Raw genomic sequence first — 20,512 nt, 5'->3', positions numbered from 1 at the left:
ACGGACTGTTTATGCCAAATTCCACTCTTCATCCACAGCCACCGCACGCCCCCAAGCATCCAACCAGCGACACACGGCATGGAATTACCCGTATGGACGACTATGCCTGGCTACGTGCCGACAATTGGCAGGAGGTTTTCCAGGATCCATCCCTGCTGGCGCCAGAAATCCGCAAGCACCTTGAAGCGGAAAATGCCTATCAGGCTGCCTTGATGCAGGACACGGAAGCACTGCAAAAAGAGCTGTTTTCGGAAATGCGCGGGCGCATCAAGGAAGACGACTCATCCGTTCCGATCAAGGATGGCCCCTATGCCTATGGCGTTTCCTATGTCACCGGCGGACAGCATCCGCGTTTTGTGCGCATGCCACGCGATGGCGGCGTAGAAACCATTCTGCTTGACGGCGACAGGGAAGCCGAAGGCAAGGCCTATTTTTCGATCTCCACCTCTGACCATTCACCCGATCATCAGCGCCTGATCTGGGGCTTTGATGACAAGGGCTCGGAATTCTTCACCCTCAAGGTGCGCGACCTTGCCACCATGCAGGATCTTGCCGATCTTGTGACCAATACTGGCGGATCGGCAAGCTGGGACGCAAAAAGCGAAGGCTTTTTCTATACGCGTCTTGATGAAAACCATCGCGCACTGGAAGTCTATTATCACAGGATCGGAACCGATCAGTCACAGGACCCATTGATCTTCAAGGAGAAGGATCCGGGCTTTTTTGTCAGCGTCGATGGCTCGCCGCTCGATGATTACATTTTCATCGACATTCACGACCATGAAACGTCCGAATGCTGGATGCTGCCGGCGGACAATCCTGCCGCAAGCCCGCGGCTGATTGCGCCGCGCCAGACCGGCATTGAATACAGCATCGCGCCGGGCGGTGATGTCTTCTATATCCTCACCAATGCAGGCGGCGCCAAGGACTTCAAGATCGTTGTCACGCCTGCCCATGCGCCAGAACCTGAAAACTGGCAGGATGTCGTGCCGGAAAAGCCGGGCCGACTCATTCTGTCGCATGCCGCCTACAAGCATCATCTGGTCTGGATGGAGCGGGACAATGGCCTGCCGCGCATTGTGATCCGTGACCGCGACACAGGCGAGGAACATGCGATCGCCTTTGATGAAGAGGCCTATTCGCTGGGGCTGCATGGCAGTGCGGAATATGACACGGACATCATCCGCTTTTCCTATTCCTCCATGACCACGCCGGAGCAGCTTTACGACTATAACATGCGCACGCGCGAACGCACCCTGCTCAAGACGCAGGAAGTGCCATCGGGGCATAATCCGCAAGCTTATGTCACGCGGCGCATTTTCGCCCCGGCCGAGGATGGCGAACTGGTCCCGATCTCGCTGCTTTATCATAAGGACACGAAGCTCGATGGTTCCGCGCCATGCCTGCTTTATGGCTATGGCTCTTATGGCATCACCATTCCGGCAAGCTTCAGCACGTCACGCCTGTCACTGGTTGATCGCGGCTTTGTCTATGCCATTGCCCATGTCCGCGGCGGCAAGGACAAGGGCTTTGCCTGGTATGAAAACGGCAAGCGCGAAAAGAAGGTCAACACATTCAAGGACTTCATTGCCGCAGCGCGCCATCTGGTGCGCGAAGGTTTTACCAGCCATGACCGCATCATTGCCCATGGCGGTTCGGCCGGCGGCATGCTGATGGGAGCCATTGCCAATATGGCCCCGGAAGCCTTCGGCGGCATCATTGCCGAAGTGCCATTCGTCGACGTGCTCAACACGATGCTTGATGACACATTGCCGCTCACCCCGCCTGAATGGCCGGAATGGGGCAATCCGATCACATCGGAAGAAGACTATCGCACCATTGCCAGCTATTCGCCCTATGACAATGTGAAGGCACAGGCCTATCCGGTCATTCTTGCCATTGCGGGCCTGACAGATCCGCGTGTCACCTATTGGGAACCGGCAAAATGGGTGGCAAAACTGCGTGAACTCAAAACAGACGATCGTCCGGTTCTGTTCAAGATCAATATGGATGCCGGCCATGCCGGCGCATCCGGCCGGTTCTCGCGGCTGGAGGAGGTAGCCTACAGCTATGCCTTCGCCCTGAAGATCGCAGGCAGACTCAACAACTGATGCACAGACGGCCAGAATGATCACATTCTGGCCGTTTCACTTGATGCGGGAGGCATTGATGCAACAGCATGAAGGCGGCTGCCTGTGCGGCAATATCCGTCTGGTGGCAAGGGGCAACCCCTATCGGGTCGGCATCTGTCATTGTCTTGACTGCCGCAAGCACCACGGCGCGCTGTTTTATGCTGCCGCGATCTTTCCCAGACAGGCCGTAACCATTACAGGTGAAACACGCGATTATGCCGGCCGGCATTTCTGCCCGCATTGCGGTTCATCCGTCTTTGCCTGCACGGATGACGAGATCGAGGTTCATCTCGGTACGCTTGATGCTATCGACCAATTTGTCCCGGCCTATGAAAGCTGGGCCGTCCGGCGCGAAACATGGCTGCCAGCCTTTCCCGTGCGCCATATTTATCCACGTTCGCGTGCAACAGACAGCCATTTTGAGGAATAGGCCGATTGGCGCAAGCCACACACCATTATAATATGGTGATTACGATAACGCAGTTCCAGGAAAAGTGGGAACCGGTTTTCTGTCTGGAACTGCAAGAAAATCAATATGTTGGAGCAATCAGCATTTCCATGAAAATCTGAATTGCTCCCATCTGGTGATCACCTGGTCCAGCCGGTGGTGAATGGGAGACAAGCATGAAAGCCGGATTGAAGCTGATTCCTGTGAGCCTGACGCTTGCACTTGCTGCCTGTGTGGCCGCTCCGCAGGTGGATCAATCCGGCAGCGGCCCGTCGCCGGCCACCATGTCCGGCCCCATCCCCAAGGGTGTGAGCGAATATGCCGGCGCGCGCTGCAGCACGCCGCCGCGCGGCAGCGGCATCATTGTCGGCGTTTTCAGCGGCGTGGATGATTCACCTATTCTCAGCAATAATGATGGCCGCATTCCGGTTGATCGCATGCGCTGCTTCAGCACGATGAATGAGTGCCGCGGCTGGCTTTATACGATGCAAAGCAAATATACCAATGCCGGCCCGGCAACCATTGCCCGCTGCACGGTGCGATAGCACTGGCCGAGACGGCATTCTGCCAGTGCCAACCTTTTCAATGCCTTTCAAAACCATCCGGATGCGGCGGTATGACTTTCAGATAGGCCGCTATCGCCTGCCTGTCCTCATCCGGGAGCTTTGCCATATTCGCCACCACATCGGTCATTGAACCGCCAAGCGAATCAAAATCCGGCGTGAAACCGCTTTGCAGCGCATAGGCTATATCCTGGGCGCTCCAGTCGCCAATACCGCCCGGTCCGGTGGTAATATTGGGCACAATGCCCTTTTTGCCATCACTGCCCGTTTCAGGCGAAAGCGCACCTGCCAACCATTTTGACTTGTCCAGCCCGCCAATCAGATTGCGCGGCGTATGGCATTCGCCACAATGGCCAAGTGCCTCAACCAGATACTGGCCGCGTTTGACCTGATCGGATGGATTTTCAAGATCAACGGCCGGGCCATTATCGAGGAACAGGAGTTTCCATAAGCCCAGCCCACGACGCACATTGAACGGAAATGCAAGCCTGTTCGGCTCGGAGGGCTTGTCCGAGGGCGGCAAGGTCATGATGAAGGCATAAAGATCGGCCACGTCCTGCGGCTGCATGCGGGTATAGGATGTATAGGGAAAGCTCGGATAAAGATGATGGCCGTTCTTGCCGACCCCCTTCAGCAGGGCATTGGCAAAATCCTGCAACGACCAGTCGCCTATGCCCTGCGGTGACGGCGAAATATTCGGCGCAACGAATGTGCCGAAATCGGAGACCAGTTCCAGCCCGCCGGACAGCACCTTGCGCGCCTCATCCTGCGCGCCCGGTGCGGCATGGCAGGAGGCACACCCCCCTGCCCAGAAAATCCGCTCGCCACGATTGGCGTCGCCTTCCTTCATTGCGGCCATGGTTGCCGCATCGATTGTCTGCGGCATTGTGACAATCCAGAAGGCCGCCAGCGCAATGATGACTATGCCGCCTGCGACAAGAGCGAGCTTGCGTAGCATGGCAACCGCCTAGTTCTTCTTCAGGCGATAGGACTGATGGCAGGAACCACAATTGGCGCTGACCTGCTGGAAAGCCAGCTTCAGCCCATCAAGCGAATCCGGCTTGGCAGCAGCTGCTGCGGCTGCATCTGCCTTGAACTTGTCGACGGCCTTGGTGAAGCCATCCATGTCTTCCCAGATTTTTGGCGAAGCCTCGGTATCACCCTTGTCCGAGCCAGCCGGGAACATGGTTGCGACATCGATCTTCTTTGCATCAGCGTCGATCTGTTCCAGAGCCGCCAGCGCCGCGGCCGCATCAAACGGTTTTTCTCCCTTGATCATCGGCACGATCGCTCCGACAGAACGGCCTATATCCTTCATCAATGCCTGACGGTCAGCAATCGCATCGGCATGCGCCATGCCGGACATAAGAACCGCCGCTGAAACAACAGCAAAAAACGATGCGCGCATAAATTCCCTCCACAATGCACTATTGCCCGTTTTTTCGGGTTTGCCAATTATGGGGAATACAGCCTCAATTGCAATGGAAAGCGATGAAAAACCAATCATTGCTGATGTTTTACAAGAAAACGGCCCTGCCGCAGGGGCAGAGCCGCTCACAGTCATTCCGCTCAACCTGTTCCGTTTAGCGGTTCCTGTCGCCACCCGGCTGAGGCGCATGCGAAGAACCCAGCATGCACAGCCAGTATGGGTGGCCGTATTTTTCACAATCCTTGGCACAATTGCCGCCATCACCACCGATACCCTTCAGGATACAGGCTTGGGATGCGACATTGGAAAGCATCAAAGCAATAAAGACGGAAGCAATGAATTTTGACTTATTAAACATAAGCAACTCCTTAAAAAAATTGCCCCTTGAGTCTTTCAGAAAGAATATGGCAGTCAAATTACAATATGTTGCCCATTGATGATACATTATAAAAAAGAAAAGCCGCAATAACGCGGCTTTTCACTTTGGACTTTTCGATCAGGTCTTATGCCTTTTCATAAAGCGCTTCGACATATTCCCAGTTGATCAGGTTATCGACAAAGGCTTCCAGATATTTTGGACGCGCATTGCGATAGTCGATGTAGTAGGAATGTTCCCATACGTCGACGCCGAGGATCGGCGTTGCGCCATGGACGAGCGGGTTTTCACCGTTCGGGGTCTTGGAGATTTCAAGCTTGCCGTCCTTGACCGAAAGCCATGCCCAGCCCGAACCGAACTGTGCCGCACCGGCGGCGATGAAGTCTTCACGGAACTTGTCGTAGCCGCCAAGATCGGTTTCGATTGCCTTTTCCAGCTTGCCCGGCAGCTTGCGGCCGCCGCCATTCTTCTTCATCCAGTTCCAGAAATGCAAATGATTGTAGTGCTGGCCGGCATTGTTGAAGAGAGCCTGATTCTTGCCATAGCTTCCCTTGACGATTTCTTCGAGGCTCTTGCCTTCAAGACCGGAACCTTCAAGGAGCTTGTTGCCGTTGGTTACATAAGCCTGATGGTGCTTGTCGTGGTGATACTCAAGCGTTTCACGCGACATGTATGGCGCAAGGGCATCATAGTCATAAGGCAGTGGGGGAAGTTCGAATGCCATTGGAAACTCTCCTCTTCTTTTTTGCTTGCGTTCAGCAAGACCGGTGCCGTCACCGCGGCCCCTGAAACTTTCATACAGTCTCTACATAGGCCGCATTGGCGCTTGCGGCAATGCACTGAAATACAAAATCCATTTCGGAACAATGAAATATTATTGAATATGGCACCGGAAAGCGGCAATGAATTTCCAATCGGTGTGTTTCAGCCGACGGAGAAGCCAGTGTCCTATCAGTCTTATGTTTTCGACGCCTATGGTACAGTGTTTGACGTTCATGCTGCCGTACGCCGCCATGCGTCAAAGGCAGGGCCGGATGGTCTGGCCATGTCGCAGCTCTGGCGTGCAAAACAGCTTGAATATTCCTGGGTCTGCACCCTGATGGGCGCCTATAGCGACTTCTGGCAGCTGACCGAACAGGCGCTTGATTTTGCCTTGGCCAGCTATCCTTCCGTCGATCCATCCCTGCGTGCGGATCTCCTCGATGCCTATTGGCATATTGACTGCTACCCGGAGGTCCCGGCAGCCTTCAGGAACCTGAAAGAGCGCGGCGCGCGCATTGCCATCCTGTCCAATGGCTCGATTAGCATGCTGGAGGCAGCCCTCAAATCATCCGCGCTGGACATGCTGGTGGATGATCTGTTCTCTGCCGACAGCGTACGCAAATACAAGACTGCCCATGACGTCTATGAAATGGTGACCATGCATTGGCGGGTCTATCCGGACGCCATCTCGTTCCAGTCGTCCAATCGCTGGGATGTGGCCGGGGCAGTCAGCTTCGGCATGCGCGGCGTCTGGATCAACCGTACGAATCAGCCCGATGAATACAGGCAGTTTCAGCCAGCACTGATCCTGCCCAGCCTGCAGATGCTCGACTGATTTACATTACTGCCAGCTAAAATTGTGCCCCTGCTGCAACAGGCCGCGCCTGCATGCGTCCTGCCACCATATTGTCGCAAAACAATCCGCTCATTGCCACATTTATGAAGCGAATTCAGCCAATATCAAATTCTGGATAGGCTTTCCATGCAGCTTCCTGACGCTCTTGCAACCTTAAATCTGGTTGCAATCCGTTAACCTTGACACCTGTATAGAGTCTCCACCCGTCAATAGTCTGGATTTCATATGCACACAAAACTTTCCCGCCGCTCATTCCTGACGGCACTGACTGCAACTGCCGCAACCGGCCTTGCCGGCTGTGCGCAGCTCGGACAGAACATCCCGATCATCGATGTGGATGACAATGGCGTTCCGCTCAATCGGACACCAAGTGGCTACGTCGACCCATCATTTGGTGGCTGGGAACAGATGTATGCAGCCGTTGAGGACAATGGTTACATGCTCCCGGCCATTCCGATCCACAAGATGGACAAGCGCTATCTACGTCAGGTGGTTCCGGATCCAACCGGCGAATTGCCGGGCACGATCGTGATCGATACGGCCAACCGCTTTGCCTATCTGGTGCTCGATAATGGTCAGGCCATCCGCTATGGCGTTGGCATTGGCCGCGCTGGCTTTGCCTGGTCTGGCCGCGCCACCATCCAGTACAAGCGCGCATGGCCACGCTGGACGCCGCCAGACGAAATGATCGCTCGCCAGCCGGAACTGGCACGATATAGCGCCGCCAATGGCGGCATGGCGCCAGGTCTCAACAATCCGCTTGGCGCGCGTGCGCTCTATATCTTCAAGGATGGCAAGGACACGCTTTATCGCCTGCACGGCAACCCCGAATGGTGGTCGATCGGCAAGGCGGTTTCGTCGGGCTGCGTGCGGTTCCTCAACCAGGATATTATCGATCTCTACAACCGCGTTCCGCCCAAAACGCCAATCGTCGTGATCTGATCCCAGAAAAGCCCCGGTTTCCGGGGCTTTTCTTGTTCATGCATAAAATTCTAGCGCTTGAAACTCCCCAGAATACCGCGCACCAAGGCGCGGCCCAGGGAACTGCCGACCGAGCGGACAACCGATTTCATCGCCGCTTCGGCAATCGTCTGGCGGCCGGAACGCTTGCCCGTGCCAAGGGCTGCCCCCAGAAGATCGCCCAGAATGCCTTCCTGCCCGTCTGGTTGCTGTGCTGTCTGGCCCTGCGGCTTTGCCTGCGACTGGGCTGCTGCCTCTGCCTTGCGGGCAAGCATTTCAAAGGCAGAATCACGATCGATTGCCTGTTCATACTGCCCCGCGATGGGACTTGCCGCGATGATCTTCTGACGTTCTTCCGGCGTAAGCGGCCCGATGCGTGACGCTGGAGGTCGGATCAGGGTACGCTGAACGACAGATGGCACGCCCTTGGCCTGCAGGGTTGAGACCAGCGCCTCGCCTGTAGCCAGATTGGTGATAGCCTCGAACGTATTGAAATCCGGATTTGGCCGGAATGTATCGGCCGCAGTCTTGACCGCATTGGTTTCGCGCGGCGTATAGGCGCGCAGCGCATGTTGAACACGATTGCCAAGCTGCGCCAGCACGCTTTCCGGCACATCCAGCGGATTCTGCGTGACAAAATAGATGCCCACACCCTTTGAGCGGATCAGGCGCACTACCTGTTCCACCCGGTCGATCAGCGCCTTTGGCGCTTCATCGAACAGAAGATGGGCTTCATCAAAGAAGAAGACCAGCCTTGGCTTGTCCGGATCACCCACTTCCGGCAAGGTTTCAAACAGTTCCGACATCAGCCAGAGCAGGAAGGTGGAATAAAGCCGGGGACTCATCATCAGCCTGTCCGCCGCCAGAACGCTGACCACGCCGCGACCATCAACCGTGGTGCGCATCAGGTCAGCAATGCGCAGGGCCGGCTCGCCAAAGAACCTGTCGCCGCCCTGCTGTTCCAGCACCAGAAGCGAACGCTGGATCGCGCCCACGGAAGCCTTGTTTACATTGCCATATCTGGCCGACAGTTCTTCCGTACGCCCTGCCATATCGGCAAGAATGGCCTGCAGATCCTTCAGATCAATCAGCAACAACCCTTCCTGATCGGCAAGGCGGAAAGCAATATTGAGCACACCTTCCTGTGCTTCGGTGAGATTCAGCAGCCGCGACAGGAGCAGCGGCCCCATTTCGGAAATGGTGGCGCGCACAGGATGGCCCTGTTCGCCAAAAATGTCCCAGAAAATGACCGGCGAGGCCTTTTGCTCATAGGGCGAGAGTTTGATCTCCTCCGCGCGTTTTGCAAGCCCGTCATTGGGCACGCCCGCAGCCGCAATGCCGGACAGATCGCCCTTGATATCGGCACAGAAGACCGGAACGCCGGCCGCCGAGAAACTTTCGGCCAGGACCTGCAGGGTCACCGTCTTGCCGGTGCCGGTGGCACCCGTGATGAGGCCATGACGATTGCCATATTTCAGCGCCAGATATTCCGGCTGCTGGTAAGAATTATCAGGCTTGCGGCTCGCACCGAGAAAAATGGCGTCATCAGCATTCATCAGCGTGTTTGCTCCCCTGGCGTTATGAATCGAGCGAATAATGCAGCAACAGGCAAAAGATATAATAGCCTGTCTGGGCCTCGACAATGCCCAAGCCTGGAAAGTACGGCCAAGGCCGGTCAGGCAGCGCAAGCCAGGCATCATTTGCACAAAGCGACAAGCCCTCGGCTACCCAAAAGGCATGGCCCGCGCTTGCCGTCTGTCAAAAACTGGCGCAATTTTACTTTTCAACGAACAAGGCCCTCTTGCAAATGGCCTGGTTGGATGCATATTACGTAAACGTAAGTTCTATGGGAGACTCAAATGGAAGAACTCATCACGCGCATCACGTCGAATGTCGGTATTGATGCCGCAACCGCTGAAAAATCGGTCGGCCTGATCCTCGCTTTCCTGCAGAAGGAAGGTCCGGCTGACAAGGTCAAAGAACTGCTTGCCGCCATTCCTGGCGCAGAAGAAGCCGTTTCACAGGTCAAGGGCGGCGGCTTTCTTGCCAATCTCGTTGGCGGTGTGATGGGTCTCGGCTCGCAGCTCATGTCGGCCGGTCTTGGCATGGGCGAAATTGCCGGTGTTGCCAAGGAAACCATTCGCTTTGCCAAGGAAAAGGCGGGCGATGAGCCGGTTGACGCCATTGTCGGCGCCATTCCGGGGCTTGGTCAGTTCGTTTGAGCTGCCCCATCAACAGAGCAATCCAGATTTCACAGAAACGCTGAATTGCTCTGGCATAATGTTATTGCGCAGTTCCGGACGGAAATCTTTTTCTGGAACTGCTTTGGACAAAGGCCCGGCAATGCCGGGCTTTTTCATCTCAAGACGCCATGAGGGGGCACGTCATGAATGCCTTCGTTCAACCGTGACATTGACATGCCGCGGCCGGCCTGCACCCCAGCCACAGATGGATGACAATATGCCAATGGCGGCAAAGAGCAGCCCGCAGGCGGCAAAGCTGCCGGTCATGCTCTGGATGACGCCGACCAGAAGCGGGCCAAAGGCCGCCAGGCAATAACCCACGCCCTGCGCCATGCCTGACAGATGCGCCGCCACCTGCGCATCGGGTGAACGCAGCACGATCATCATCATGGCGGCGGCAATGAGCCCGCCCTGCCCGATGCCCTGCACGACTGCCAGTGGCCAGAATGTCCAATACGGCAGATAAAGAAAGCCGATCAGCGGCACAGCCGCACACAGGCACAAGATGACATTGATCAGGCTCTGGCTTTTCTGTCTTGCCGCAATGGAAGGCACGGCAAGGCAGGTGATCACCTGCACCATGATGGAAAAGGAAATCAGCACACCGGCGGCATTGGCGCTCAGGCCACGGTCGCGGATGATCGAGCCAAGCCAGCCAAAGACGATATAGGCCGTTGCCGATTGCAGCCCCATGAACAGGGTCACATTCCAGGCCAGCCGGTCTTTCAGCAGGCCATTGACCCTGACATGGGAAAGCGCGCGATCATGTTTTGCCTGCAGGGCCTGCGGCAGCCACAAGACCAGTACCAGCAGAACCGGGATGACCCAGAAGGCCAGCGCCAGATTCCATGAACCATCAAGCCAGTCCTTGATGGGCACGGTGAAACCAACAGCCGCCGCCGCCCCACCACACAGCGCCATGGTATAAAGCCCGGTCATCATCGGCGCGACGGTTGGAAAATCGCGTTTGACAACGCTTGGCAACAGCACATTGCCAACGGCAATGGCGCCACCGGCAAGGGCTGCCCCCAGATAAAGCAAATAGAAACTGCCAGTTCCACGTATGGCCGTACCCACCGCCAGAACGATCAGCACCAGCAGCAGCACGCGCTCTGCCCCAATGCGCTGGGCAAGGCGCGGGGCAAGCGGGGCAAAAATGCCGAGACAGACGACAGGCAGCGTGGTGAGAATGCCGGCGGCAAAGGCCGTCATGCCGGTTGCCTGACGAATATCCGGCAACAGAACCGAAAGGCTTGAAAAGACCGGACGCAGATTGGCGGCAATCAGCACAAGGCTGATGCCGGCAAGCACATGCATGAAACGGCTTCTGGCAGGCGCACTGCCCTTGTGTGGGCCTTCGGCCGTCATTGCCTTTGCTTCATCCGGTGTTCCAGCCGCCAGAGGCGCTCTGTGTTCCATGTTCATTCGTCCAGCAGGTCTTTCAGTCGTTCAAGAATGGGCAGCATGAACTGCCGCGTTGCGCGTGCTGCCCCTTCCGCATCGTGCGCGGCAATGGCATCGACTATTGCCGTATGGGCAGCAAGATCCGGTTCCGGCAGGTCACTGTCGAAGGTTGCCTCGATCGCTTCGCGAACAGAGGTGGAAAAGAAATTATAGATTTCCATCAGCACCTTGTTGCCGGATGCAGCGACAACACATTGATGAAAGGCAAAATCACGCGCAAGGAAATCCCCGTCCTTTGCCCCCATGCGTTCACCGCGTTCATGCAACAGACGGCGCATTTCCATGACGGCATCAGGGCCTGCACGCAAGGCGGCAAGCCGGGCGGCTTCTGCCTCAAGCAGGGCGCGGATTTCAAACCGGTCACGCAGGCTGGCATGTCTGAGCCGGTCAAGCTGTGCGCGATCATCACTCAGTGCCCTGACAAAGGTTCCCGCCCCCTGCCTTGTCTCCAGAATGCCCTGCGCCACCAGCGCGCGCACCGCCTCGCGCAATGTGCTGCGGCTGACACCCAGTTCGCCTGAAAGCACTGTTTCATTGGGAAGGCGTGAGCCGACCGGCCAACGTCCGGCGGCAATTTCCGCACGGATGGCCTGCATGGCGGTTTCAGCCAGTGTTTTCTTTGACAAGATTTTCATGAGTGTCCAAAATTCATCAGATGACCTGATGAATATAGTGCCCGCACTTTTCCGTCAATTGATAGGCGACGTGTCTGTCCGATTGCGTTAACACTGTTCGGGCATTTTGTGGCTCAAGATTCTCCAATTGCTATCGGATAACCGGATGATCACGCTTTACGGCCTCGTTGCTGACCACCTCGAAAAGATAGACATTGAACCCGGACAGGAACTGCCAGCCAATATTGTCTGGATTGACCTGCTGGAACCGGCCATGAACGAGGACAAGATCGTCGAGGCATGGACAGGGATCGCCATCCCCACCCATGAAGACATGACAGAAATTGAAGAATCGAGCCGGTTTTACAGCGAAAATGGCGCGCAATATCTGACTGCGCCAATCCTGCATGCGGTTGATCTCGACCATCGTGAATTGTCGCCGGTGACGTTCATCCTGCACGGGACGCGGCTTATCACCGTGCGCTATGCCACGCCGCGCTCATTCCTCACCTATCAGCTGCGAGCAATCAAGCCGGGCAATGGCCTGATACCGGCAAAATGCAGCGGCCTGTCGATCATGCTTGGGCTGATTGAAGCAACCACCAACCGTCTTGCCGATATTCTGGAAGGTGTGGCCGGAAAGATCGACAAGGCCTCGCATGCCATCTACCGGCGCGAAGAAAAGGCCCGGCCAATGACGACACAGGATTTCCGCGAGGTGCTGACCGTTATTGGTGCGCAGGGTACCTTCCTGTCGCGCGTGCGTGAAAGTCTGGCAGGGCTGAGCCGGATGAATGTCTATCTTTCCGCCATGAACAATCCCGGCTCGGCCAAAAAGGAAACGCGCATCTGGATCAAGTCGATCGAACGCGACATGCAATCGCTGACCGCCTATGTGGATTTCCTGTCCAACAAGGTGACCTTCCTGCTGGATACCATCGTCGGGCTGATCTCGGTGGAGCAGAACGCCATTATCAAGATCTTCTCGGTTGCTGCTGTCGGTTTCATGCCACCAACGCTTGTCGCCTCCATTTACGGCATGAACTTTGCCATCATGCCGGAACTCCATGCCAAATGGGGTTATCCAATGGCACTGGTGCTGATGGTGGTCTCGGCCCTGTTGCCGATCATGTATTTCCGGCGCAAGGGCTGGCTTTGAAAGGCCTGCAAGCTGCCTTCCGTCCATCGTGGCAGCCTTGCACCTGCGGTCAGCCCTGAGCCCTTTCAGCCGCACAATCATCCTCGCCAGGCCGGCCATTGCCACATGGTCTGCAGCATGGACAAGGCTTGCCGGTTTTTATTGATTGATGAGTCAATCAAAATTATACTGGCGCAAACAACAGGGGAGCAATTTGCCGGATGCCCAAAATTGGTATGGAGCCAGTACGGCGGCGTGAATTGATTGACGCTGCCATACGCACGATCGGCCAGCGTGGCTCGCTGGATGTTACGGTTGCGCAGATTGCCCATGAGGCCGGCGTTTCTCCGGCCTTGGCGCATCATTATTTCGGCGGCAAGGACAAGCTCATTCTTGCCACCATGCGCCATTTGCTGCGCGAACTGGAAAAGGATTCGCGTGCGGCAATGCGCCGTGCCGCAACGCCGCGCGCGCGGATTGCGGCCATTATCGCAGTCAATTTTGCCACGGCGCAATTTGCGCCGGAAACGGTGTCGGCATGGCTTACCTTCTATGTCCATGCCCAGCAGTCGGAAGACACAAGGCGCCTGTTGCGTGTCTATGCAAAACGGCTGCATTCCAACCTGGTCTTCGCGCTCCGGCAGCTGACCGATCGCGACCATGCCAATCTGATTGCCGAGGGGGCTGCGGCGCTGATTGACGGGCTTTATATCCGCCATGCACTGGGCAGCGAAGGGCGCGAGACAGCTACGGCCATCCAGCTGGTGCAGAACTATGTTGACGTGCAGCTTGCAATGAGGAGCCAGGCATGGAAGCAGATTTTGTAATCATCGGATCAGGCTCGGCGGGCTCTGCCATGGCCTACCGCCTGTCGGAAGACGGCCGGCACTCGGTCATTGTCATCGAATATGGCGGCCCTGATATTGGCCCCTTCATTCAGATGCCTGCCGCCCTCTCCTTTCCCATGAATATGGAGACCTATGACTGGGGCTTTTCCACCGAGCCGGAGCCGCATCTTGGCGGCAGGCGGCTGGTGACGCCGCGTGGCAAGGTGATTGGCGGCTCCTCCTCCATCAATGGCATGGTCTATGTGCGCGGGCATGCCCGCGACTTTGACCATTGGGCGGAAAGTGGCGCGCGCGGCTGGTCCTTTGCCGATGTGCTGCCCTATTTCAAGCGCATGGAAAATGCCCATGGCGGCGAAGAGGGCTGGCGCGGCACCGACGGGCCGTTGCATGTCCAGCGCGGACGCATGGACAATCCGCTCTATCATGCCTTCATTCAGGCCGGACGTCAGGCGGGCTTTGAGACGACCATCGATTATAATGGTGAAAAGCAGGAAGGCTTTGGCCCGATGGAACAGACCATCCACAATGGCCGCCGCTGGTCTGCCGCCAATGCCTATCTGAAGCCCGCCCTGAAACGCACCAATGTCAAACTTGTCCGGGGGCTGGCGCGCAAGATCGTGCTGGAAGGCCGCCGCGCCGTTGGCGTCGAGATCGAGGCGGGCCGCGGCTTTACCACCATCCGCGCAAGGCGCGAGGTGATTATTGCTGCCTCCTCCATCAATTCGCCAAAGCTTCTGATGCTGTCCGGCATTGGCCCTGCCGAGCATCTCAGACAACATGGCATTGATGTCGTGGTTGACCGGCCGGGTGTCGGGCAGAACCTGCAGGATCACCTGGAAGTCTATATCCAGCAGGAATGCACCCAGCCCATCACGCTCTATTCCAAGCTGAACCTGTGGTCGAAGGCGCGCATCGGCCTTGAATGGCTGTTGTTCAAGTCGGGCGATGGCGCGACAAACCATTTTGAATCCGCAGCCTTCGTGCGATCCAGGGCCGGCGTGGAATATCCCGACATTCAATATCATTTCCTGCCGGTCGCCATTCGCTATGACGGCAAGGCAGCGGCAAATTCACATGGTTTCCAGGTCCATGTCGGCCCGATGCGGTCAAAATCGCGCGGCAGCGTGACGCTGCGCTCGGCCAATCCGCGTGAAAAGCCGGTCATCCGCTTCAATTACATGTCGCATGAGGATGACTGGGCCGATTTCCGCCATTGCGTGCGCCTGACGCGGCAGATCTTCGGGCAGGCGGCCTTTGACCCCTATCGCGGCCGGGAAATCCAGCCCGGCCCACACATTCAGACGGATGAGGAAATCGACGCCTTCATACGCGATCATGCCGAAAGCGCCTTCCATCCTTGCGGCACCTGCAAGATGGGCGATGAGAACGATCCCATGGCCGTGGTTGACCCTGAATGCCGGGTGATTGGCGTGGAAGGGCTGCGCGTGGCCGACTCCTCGATTTTCCCGCGCATTACCAATGGCAATCTCAACGGGCCGTCGATCATGACCGGCGAGAAGGCCGCAGACCATATTCTCGGCCGCACGCCACTGCCACCTTCCAACCAGCAGCCATGGATCAATCCACGCTGGGAAACATCGGATCGCTGAGCGCCGAACATTGACCATTGCGCCTGACTGTGGGCACAACAGACATGAAGATTGCGGCGCACGGTCGCACGACAAGGATACCGGAATGAAAGCGCAACCCAAAGCATCGCATTTTGTCGATGGCCAGTTCATGGAAGACAAGGCGGGCAACCGCCTGCCGGTGATCTATCCGGCAACGGGCGAGGTCATTGCACGGCTTTATACCGCAACACCTGACATTATCGAGCGTGCCTTTGCCGCCGCCAAACGCGCACAGGCCGAATGGGCAGCCCTGAAACCGGTCGAGCGCGGCCGCATCCTGCGCCGCACGGCCGAAATCCTGCGCGCGAAAAACCGCAAGCTTTCCAAGCTTGAGACCATGGATACCGGCAAGGCACTGCAGGAAACCCTGGTTGCCGACGCGGCATCCGCCGCCGATGCGCTGGAATTTTTCGGTGGTGTGATTGCAGGCTTCAACGGCGAATATGTCGATCTCGGCGGGCCTTTTGCCTATACGCGCCGGGAGCCGCTTGGCATTTGTGTCGGCATTGGCGCATGGAACTATCCGATCCAGATTGCCGCCTGGAAATCGGCGCCAGCGCTTGCCATGGGCAATGCCTTCATTTTCAAGCCATCGGAAAATACGCCGCTTTCAGCCCTTGCCTTGGCCGAGGCCTATAAGGAAGCAGGTCTGCCCGACGGTCTGTTCAATGTCGTGCAGGGCTTTGGCGATGTGGGGGCGGCACTCGTCAACCACCGCCTGACCGCCAAGATCTCGCTTACCGGCTCTGTAGCGACCGGAAAACGGCTGATGAGTCAGGCAGGCGAACATCTCAAACATGTCACCATGGAGCTTGGCGGCAAGTCGCCGCTGATCGTGTTTGACGATGCGGATCTGGAAAGCGCCATCAGCGGCGCCATGCTCGGCAATTTCTATTCGACCGGACAGGTCTGTTCCAATGGCACGCGCGTCTTCGTGCACAAAAACATTCGCGCACGCTTTGTCGAACGGCTGATCGAGCGCACGCGTGCCATCCGCCTTGGCGACCCGCTGGATGAAAAAACGCAGATGGGCCCGCTGATCAATGCCGCACAGCGCGAAAAGGTGCTCGCCTATATCGAAAAGGGCAAACGGGAAGGCGCAACGCTGGCCTATGGCGGCTCCGTACCCAGGCTGCAGGGCTTTGAAAAGGGCTTTTTCATCGAGCCGACCATTTTCACCGATGTCACCGACACGATGACCATTGCGCGCGAGGAAATCTTCGGGCCGGTCATGAGCATTCTCGACTTTACCGATGAGAACGAGGTGATCGCACGCGCCAATGACACGGAAATGGGACTGGCAGCCGGTGTCTTTACCGCCGATCTTGCCCGCGGCCATCGTGTGATCGCGCAGATCAAGGCCGGAACATGCTGGATCAATGCCTATAATCTCACCCCGGTGGAAGTGCCGTTTGGCGGCTACAAGCAATCCGGTATCGGCCGCGAGAACGGTCTGGCGGCACTCACGCACTATAGCCAGATCAAGACAGTCTATGTGGAGAACGGCAGGTTCGAGGCCCCATACTGACAATCCTTCAGCCAGGGCAATCCAGATTTCCACGAAAACCCTGAGTTGCCCTGACATATTGTTCCTTCGCGGTTCCCAGGCCGCAAACCGGTTCCCACTTTTCCTGGAACTGCTCTGTTTTCCCGCAGTTCCCGGGCGGAAAACCGGTTCCCACTTTTCCTGGAACTGCTCTATACTCACCAGGATCATGCACGCGCCAGAATCGGAAGGCGCAGCGAAAACAGCTCGCATATGATGGAATCTTATGTTGATAATCCTTGCCGCATTTCTGTTTGCTGCTGTTTCATGCGGGGTGGGTCTTGTCGTGCTGACCCGGATCCTGCCACCTGATTTTCTCGCCGCACAGATGACCGCGCGCTCCAATCACAGCATTGCAGCCCGGCAGATTGGCGGTCTGATCGTGGTGCCGGTCATCATCACGACATTGCTGGTTTTCTCGGACGATCTGGGGCTTGATACGCCATTCCTGTTCTGTCTTGTCACGGCCATGATCGGTCTGTGGATCATTGGCTGGCTTGATGACAGATATGAACTCTCTGAAACCATTCGCCTTGCCGTGCAACTGGTTGCTGCCTGTCTTGTCGCCTATGGGCTTGGGGGGAATTTCCGGCTTCTGCCCGATCTGCTGCCAGCCCCGCTTGAACCGGTGCTGGTCGTCGTGGTGCTGATGGTTGCCATCAATGTCACCAATTTCATGGACGGGCTTGATCTCATGACCGTGGTGGGCACTGGCATTCCGCTGGCCGGTATTGCCCTTGTTTGCGCACTTGGCCTTGCCGGCCTTGCGAGCGGCGGCATGGGGGCTGCGGCAGCAGGCGCTCTCACAGGCTTCGCCTTCCACAACCGCCCGCCTGCCCGCGTCTTTCTGGGCGATTCCGGCAGCCTGCCACTTGGCCTTGTCGCCGGCACAGCCCTGCTTGTGCTTGCGCGAGAGACCTCGATCATCATCGCGCTTCTCATCCCGCTTTATTACATACTGGATGCCGGAACGACGGTCCTGTTACGCCTGTTCGAGGGCGAAAACATTCTGAAAGCGCATTCCAAACATGCCTATCAGGTGGCAAAGCGTGCAGGCTGGAGCGTGATGAAGGTTGTGCTGCATGTGGCCGTCCTCAACCTCATGCTCGTTGCCTGCGTGGTTGCCGCACTCCTGTTCAATCATCCAATGTCGCTGGCAGCCTTCCTGCTGATTGGCACAGTCGCTACACTGCTTCTCCTTCTCGATTTCCGTGGTCGGATCCGGAAGCTATGAAACCAAACAGAATGGCTCTTGCCACCTGAACATCACCCGCCGCGACGGCATCTGCAAGTTCCTGGAGTTTCACGGGAAGTTCATGGTCTGAAACCCTGCGGCGGGGCGCACGCAGGATTTTCGGATGGCTCGTCGACTGGGCAAGCGAAGGATCGTAAAACAGTTCCTCATACATTTTCTCACCGTCGCGGATGCCTGTCACTTCAATGGCAATATCGCCATTGGGGTTTTCTGGCGTGCGCAGGGTGAGGCCGGCAAGCAAAACCATGTTTTCCGCCAGATCGCGAATCTTTACCGGCTCGCCCATTTCCAGCAGAACCGTGTCACCTGTCTCGGCAATGGCGCCTGATTGCACGATCAGCTCGGCCGCTTCCTTGATCGACATGAAATAGCGCGTCATGTTTTCATGCGTCAGCGTGATCGGGCCGCCATTGGCAATCTGTTCACGGAACAGCGGCACCACCGAGCCATTCGAGCCCAGCACATTGCCGAAACGCACGGCATAAAACAGCTTGTCCTGCCCTGCTTCCTCCGCAAGCTGGCCATAATAGGCCACGATCAGCTCGGCCCAGCGCTTGGTCGCGCCCATGACATTTGCCGGACGCACCGCCTTGTCGGAAGAAATCAGCACCAGACGCTGCACATCACTTTCAAGTGCAGCTCTTGCGACATTGAGCGTGCCAAAGACATTGTTGCAGATGCCGACAAGTTCATTCTTCTCGACCAAAGGTACATGTTTATAGGCAGCACAATGATAAAGCGTATCAATCTTGTGCGCGCGCAGGGCCGCTTCAAGGCTTGCCTGATCCTGCACCGAACCCAGAACCGGAATGATCGGGCAGGAGGCAAAGGTGCGCAGCTGCCTGTCGATCTGGTAGAGCGCAAATTCGCTCACCTCAAACAGGACAATGCAGGCCGGGTTCCAGGCCGCGATGGTGTGGCACAGATGGCTGCCGATCGAGCCACCGGCGCCCGTCACCATGATGCGCCGGCCTTCAACGACCTCACGCAGCATGGCCGTATCTGGCGGCACGGGGGAGCGGCCAAGCAGGTCATCAATCTCGATATTGCGAATGGCGCTGATCAGATAGCGCCCAGCCGTCAGATCAGTGATCGGCGGAAGAATGCGCACCTTGACCGGCAGACGCCCAAGTACGCGGGCCAGATATTGCCGCTGCTCCTTGTCAAGGTTCTGCTCGGATACAACAATCTGATTGATGCCATAGTTTTCAATGAGCGACGGCACCTGCGTCATGGCATAGACGCGCAGCCCAACAATATCCATGCCGCACAATTTGCCGCTTGGATCAACCAGCCCGACAACCAGCGTCTCGCTATGATTGCGCAGGGCTGCCGCCAGTTGGCGCGCAGGATCGCCAACGCCGATGATAAGGGCGGAGCTGGTGTAAGTCTTGCCGCGTTCGGACGTACTGAGCAGCCATTTCGCGCCAAAACGGCTGACTGCAACCAGCACCGTGCTGAACAGCCAGTAGATCAACGGCACGGATCGCGGCAGACCGGATGCGCCATAAAGCTCCATCAGGAAGACAAGGGCAACCCAGAACAGGGCAGCAATAGCCGTCGCCTGAAAGATGGGCCAGATGGCGCGCTCGGCCAGATAGCGGATAATGGCGCGATAAAGCCCGAAACGGACGAAAACCGGAACCGCCAGAAGCGGCGCAACAAGTATGAGAAACAACTGCGCACGGTTTGGCGTAAAGACAAAGCCAAGACGTACGACAAAGGCAAAATAGGCGCTCAAGGCCAAGAGGATACAGTCACTGACAACCAGTATCAGCTGCTTGGTAAAACGCGGCAAAAAAGCCAGCCTTTGCCATGGGTACTTCAAACTCATATGTCAAACCAGTCTCAATGCGCGGCGTATGGGCAAGATCAAAAACCTTCCTGAATAAAGCCCTTCAGATTTTGTCCGTTGTGAGGACCCACGGCAATCACCTCGCGGCCGAAATGAAACATTATCCAAGAAGTTTTGCTTTCCATATCTGCGGCCAATAAACATGATAAAAAAAATCATATTTTATGTTTCATTCATCATGTTGCACCTCAACATGCACAGGACATGCGTACATATAAAATCACCACATGAGTCAAAATATATTCTGCACATACAGGAATATTAATTGCGAGCATAGAACAATGTATTGTTCTGCCAGAAATGATGTATTTAAGAGCCCGACCGAAAATTAAGTTGAGCGATTTCAGTAGTTTATGATTCTCTATGTTTGCAAAAACTACGGAGGATCAGAT

General features: G+C 56.6%; 20 protein-coding genes. 12 read left to right on the top strand and 8 right to left on the bottom strand.

The window, feature by feature from the left end; genetic code table 11:
* Window positions 1-11: 11 nt before the first annotated feature.
* The 3 genes from ACFO1V_RS12805 (at window position 12) to ACFO1V_RS12795 (ending at window position 3,125) form a co-directional block, all read left to right on the top strand.
* Window positions 12-2,111, top strand: a complete 2,100-nt coding sequence (locus tag ACFO1V_RS12805; protein ID WP_374832755.1) for a S9 family peptidase — start codon at window positions 12-14, stop codon at window positions 2,109-2,111.
* A 58-nt stretch (window positions 2,112-2,169) separates the two neighbouring features.
* Entirely contained in the window at window positions 2,170-2,562 is a 393-nt protein-coding gene (locus ACFO1V_RS12800; RefSeq protein WP_374832753.1) for a GFA family protein, read from the top strand.
* A 194-nt stretch (window positions 2,563-2,756) separates the two neighbouring features.
* Window positions 2,757-3,125: a hypothetical protein gene (locus ACFO1V_RS12795; protein ID WP_374832751.1), complete on the top strand. Its 369-nt coding sequence runs from the start codon at window positions 2,757-2,759 to the stop codon at window positions 3,123-3,125.
* Window positions 3,126-3,162: 37 nt separating this feature from the next.
* Here the strand turns inward: ACFO1V_RS12795 and ACFO1V_RS12790 are convergent, their stop codons facing one another.
* Both ACFO1V_RS12790 and ACFO1V_RS12785 read right to left on the bottom strand, forming a co-directional pair.
* The gene (locus ACFO1V_RS12790; RefSeq protein ID WP_374832749.1) at window positions 3,163-4,101 is read right to left on the bottom strand and encodes a cytochrome c; all 939 of its coding nucleotides are present in this window, start codon (window positions 4,099-4,101) and stop codon (window positions 3,163-3,165) included.
* 9 nt (window positions 4,102-4,110) lie between these two features.
* A complete protein-coding gene (locus ACFO1V_RS12785) occupies window positions 4,111-4,509 on the bottom strand; it encodes a c-type cytochrome (RefSeq protein ID WP_374832747.1) in 399 nt (132 codons plus the stop codon).
* Between ACFO1V_RS12785 and ACFO1V_RS12780 the strand changes: the two genes are divergently transcribed.
* The gene (locus tag ACFO1V_RS12780) at window positions 4,499-4,918 is read left to right on the top strand and encodes a hypothetical protein (protein ID WP_374832745.1); all 420 of its coding nucleotides are present in this window, start codon (window positions 4,499-4,501) and stop codon (window positions 4,916-4,918) included. The genes ACFO1V_RS12785 and ACFO1V_RS12780 overlap by 11 nt on opposite strands.
* Window positions 4,919-5,075: 157 nt before the next feature.
* Here ACFO1V_RS12780 and ACFO1V_RS12775 read toward each other — a convergent pair whose 3' ends face one another.
* On the bottom strand, window positions 5,076-5,672 hold the full coding sequence (locus ACFO1V_RS12775) for a superoxide dismutase (protein WP_374832743.1): 597 nt from the start codon (window positions 5,670-5,672) through the stop codon (window positions 5,076-5,078).
* A gap of 219 nt (window positions 5,673-5,891) precedes the next feature.
* On the opposite strand from ACFO1V_RS12775, the gene ACFO1V_RS12770 reads away from it, so the two are divergent.
* Both ACFO1V_RS12770 and ACFO1V_RS12765 read left to right on the top strand, forming a co-directional pair.
* On the top strand, window positions 5,892-6,545 hold the full coding sequence (locus ACFO1V_RS12770) for a haloacid dehalogenase type II (RefSeq protein ID WP_374832741.1): 654 nt from the start codon (window positions 5,892-5,894) through the stop codon (window positions 6,543-6,545).
* 246 nt (window positions 6,546-6,791) lie between these two features.
* Entirely contained in the window at window positions 6,792-7,508 is a 717-nt protein-coding gene (locus ACFO1V_RS12765; RefSeq protein WP_374832739.1) for a L,D-transpeptidase, read from the top strand.
* 50 nt (window positions 7,509-7,558) lie between these two features.
* Here the strand turns inward: ACFO1V_RS12765 and ACFO1V_RS12760 are convergent, their stop codons facing one another.
* Window positions 7,559-9,082: a helicase HerA-like C-terminal domain-containing protein gene (locus tag ACFO1V_RS12760; RefSeq protein ID WP_374832737.1), complete on the bottom strand. Its 1,524-nt coding sequence runs from the start codon at window positions 9,080-9,082 to the stop codon at window positions 7,559-7,561.
* 303 nt (window positions 9,083-9,385) lie between these two features.
* On the opposite strand from ACFO1V_RS12760, the gene ACFO1V_RS12755 reads away from it, so the two are divergent.
* The gene (locus ACFO1V_RS12755) at window positions 9,386-9,748 is read left to right on the top strand and encodes a DUF2267 domain-containing protein (RefSeq protein WP_374832736.1); all 363 of its coding nucleotides are present in this window, start codon (window positions 9,386-9,388) and stop codon (window positions 9,746-9,748) included.
* Window positions 9,749-9,757: 9 nt separating this feature from the next.
* Here the strand turns inward: ACFO1V_RS12755 and ACFO1V_RS12750 are convergent, their stop codons facing one another.
* From ACFO1V_RS12750 to ACFO1V_RS12740, 3 genes are read right to left on the bottom strand one after another with little or no spacing between them, the layout of a single operon-like run.
* Window positions 9,758-9,886: a hypothetical protein gene (locus ACFO1V_RS12750; protein WP_374832734.1), complete on the bottom strand. Its 129-nt coding sequence runs from the start codon at window positions 9,884-9,886 to the stop codon at window positions 9,758-9,760.
* Between the two features lie 24 nt (window positions 9,887-9,910).
* Window positions 9,911-11,137: a CynX/NimT family MFS transporter gene (locus ACFO1V_RS12745; RefSeq protein WP_374832823.1), complete on the bottom strand. Its 1,227-nt coding sequence runs from the start codon at window positions 11,135-11,137 to the stop codon at window positions 9,911-9,913.
* A gap of 53 nt (window positions 11,138-11,190) precedes the next feature.
* Window positions 11,191-11,868, bottom strand: coding sequence for a FadR/GntR family transcriptional regulator (locus ACFO1V_RS12740; protein WP_374832732.1), 678 nt, complete (start codon window positions 11,866-11,868; stop codon window positions 11,191-11,193).
* Window positions 11,869-12,013: 145 nt separating this feature from the next.
* Here ACFO1V_RS12740 and ACFO1V_RS12735 point away from each other — a divergent pair, with 145 nt between their 5' ends.
* From ACFO1V_RS12735 to ACFO1V_RS12715, 5 genes are all read left to right on the top strand, one after another.
* A complete protein-coding gene (locus ACFO1V_RS12735) occupies window positions 12,014-13,006 on the top strand; it encodes a magnesium transporter CorA family protein (protein ID WP_374832730.1) in 993 nt (330 codons plus the stop codon).
* Window positions 13,007-13,206: 200 nt separating this feature from the next.
* Window positions 13,207-13,812: a transcriptional regulator BetI gene (betI, locus tag ACFO1V_RS12730; RefSeq protein WP_374832728.1), complete on the top strand. Its 606-nt coding sequence runs from the start codon at window positions 13,207-13,209 to the stop codon at window positions 13,810-13,812.
* On the top strand, window positions 13,794-15,443 hold the full coding sequence (gene betA, locus ACFO1V_RS12725) for a choline dehydrogenase (RefSeq protein ID WP_374832726.1): 1,650 nt from the start codon (window positions 13,794-13,796) through the stop codon (window positions 15,441-15,443). The genes betI and betA overlap by 19 nt, the downstream gene beginning before the upstream one ends.
* An 85-nt stretch (window positions 15,444-15,528) precedes the next feature.
* Entirely contained in the window at window positions 15,529-16,992 is a 1,464-nt protein-coding gene (gene betB / locus ACFO1V_RS12720) for a betaine-aldehyde dehydrogenase (RefSeq protein ID WP_374832724.1), read from the top strand.
* Between the two features lie 244 nt (window positions 16,993-17,236).
* Window positions 17,237-18,244 (top strand): MraY family glycosyltransferase, encoded by a 1,008-nt coding sequence (locus ACFO1V_RS12715; RefSeq protein ID WP_374832722.1) that lies wholly within the window; start codon window positions 17,237-17,239, stop codon window positions 18,242-18,244.
* On the opposite strand, the gene ACFO1V_RS12710 is transcribed toward ACFO1V_RS12715, so the two are convergent.
* Complete coding sequence (locus ACFO1V_RS12710) at window positions 18,195-20,099, bottom strand: polysaccharide biosynthesis protein (protein ID WP_374832720.1); 1,905 nt, start codon at window positions 20,097-20,099, stop codon at window positions 18,195-18,197. The genes ACFO1V_RS12715 and ACFO1V_RS12710 overlap by 50 nt on opposite strands.
* Between the last annotated feature and the right edge of the window lie 413 nt (window positions 20,100-20,512).

Source organism: Daeguia caeni (assembly GCF_042653845.1).
Taxonomy (GTDB): domain Bacteria; phylum Pseudomonadota; class Alphaproteobacteria; order Rhizobiales; family Rhizobiaceae; genus Brucella; species Brucella caeni.
This window is presented reverse-complemented; position numbering and strand designations above follow the sequence as displayed.

Excerpts from the sequence above, each read along its gene's own strand:
- ACFO1V_RS12805 (WP_374832755.1), top strand. The coding sequence starts at position 12 with ATGCCAAATTCCACTCTTCATCCACAGCCACCGCACGCCCCCAAGCAT.
- ACFO1V_RS12800 (WP_374832753.1), top strand. The coding sequence starts at position 2,170 with ATGCAACAGCATGAAGGCGGCTGCCTGTGCGGCAATATCCGTCTGGTG.
- ACFO1V_RS12795 (WP_374832751.1), top strand. The coding sequence starts at position 2,757 with ATGAAAGCCGGATTGAAGCTGATTCCTGTGAGCCTGACGCTTGCACTT.
- ACFO1V_RS12790 (WP_374832749.1), bottom strand. The coding sequence starts at position 4,101 with ATGCTACGCAAGCTCGCTCTTGTCGCAGGCGGCATAGTCATCATTGCG.
- ACFO1V_RS12780 (WP_374832745.1), top strand. The coding sequence starts at position 4,499 with ATGCCGGACATAAGAACCGCCGCTGAAACAACAGCAAAAAACGATGCG.
- ACFO1V_RS12785 (WP_374832747.1), bottom strand. The coding sequence starts at position 4,509 with ATGTCCGGCATGGCGCATGCCGATGCGATTGCTGACCGTCAGGCATTG.
- ACFO1V_RS12775 (WP_374832743.1), bottom strand. The coding sequence starts at position 5,672 with ATGGCATTCGAACTTCCCCCACTGCCTTATGACTATGATGCCCTTGCG.
- ACFO1V_RS12765 (WP_374832739.1), top strand. The coding sequence starts at position 6,792 with ATGCACACAAAACTTTCCCGCCGCTCATTCCTGACGGCACTGACTGCA.
- ACFO1V_RS12760 (WP_374832737.1), bottom strand. The coding sequence starts at position 9,082 with ATGAATGCTGATGACGCCATTTTTCTCGGTGCGAGCCGCAAGCCTGAT.
- ACFO1V_RS12755 (WP_374832736.1), top strand. The coding sequence starts at position 9,386 with ATGGAAGAACTCATCACGCGCATCACGTCGAATGTCGGTATTGATGCC.
- ACFO1V_RS12750 (WP_374832734.1), bottom strand. The coding sequence starts at position 9,886 with ATGAAAAAGCCCGGCATTGCCGGGCCTTTGTCCAAAGCAGTTCCAGAA.
- ACFO1V_RS12745 (WP_374832823.1), bottom strand. The coding sequence starts at position 11,137 with ATGACGGCCGAAGGCCCACACAAGGGCAGTGCGCCTGCCAGAAGCCGT.
- ACFO1V_RS12740 (WP_374832732.1), bottom strand. The coding sequence starts at position 11,868 with ATGAAAATCTTGTCAAAGAAAACACTGGCTGAAACCGCCATGCAGGCC.
- ACFO1V_RS12735 (WP_374832730.1), top strand. The coding sequence starts at position 12,014 with ATGATCACGCTTTACGGCCTCGTTGCTGACCACCTCGAAAAGATAGAC.
- betI (WP_374832728.1), top strand. The coding sequence starts at position 13,207 with ATGCCCAAAATTGGTATGGAGCCAGTACGGCGGCGTGAATTGATTGAC.
- betA (WP_374832726.1), top strand. The coding sequence starts at position 13,794 with ATGGAAGCAGATTTTGTAATCATCGGATCAGGCTCGGCGGGCTCTGCC.
- betB (WP_374832724.1), top strand. The coding sequence starts at position 15,529 with ATGAAAGCGCAACCCAAAGCATCGCATTTTGTCGATGGCCAGTTCATG.
- ACFO1V_RS12715 (WP_374832722.1), top strand. The coding sequence starts at position 17,237 with ATGTTGATAATCCTTGCCGCATTTCTGTTTGCTGCTGTTTCATGCGGG.
- ACFO1V_RS12710 (WP_374832720.1), bottom strand. The coding sequence starts at position 20,099 with ATGAGTTTGAAGTACCCATGGCAAAGGCTGGCTTTTTTGCCGCGTTTT.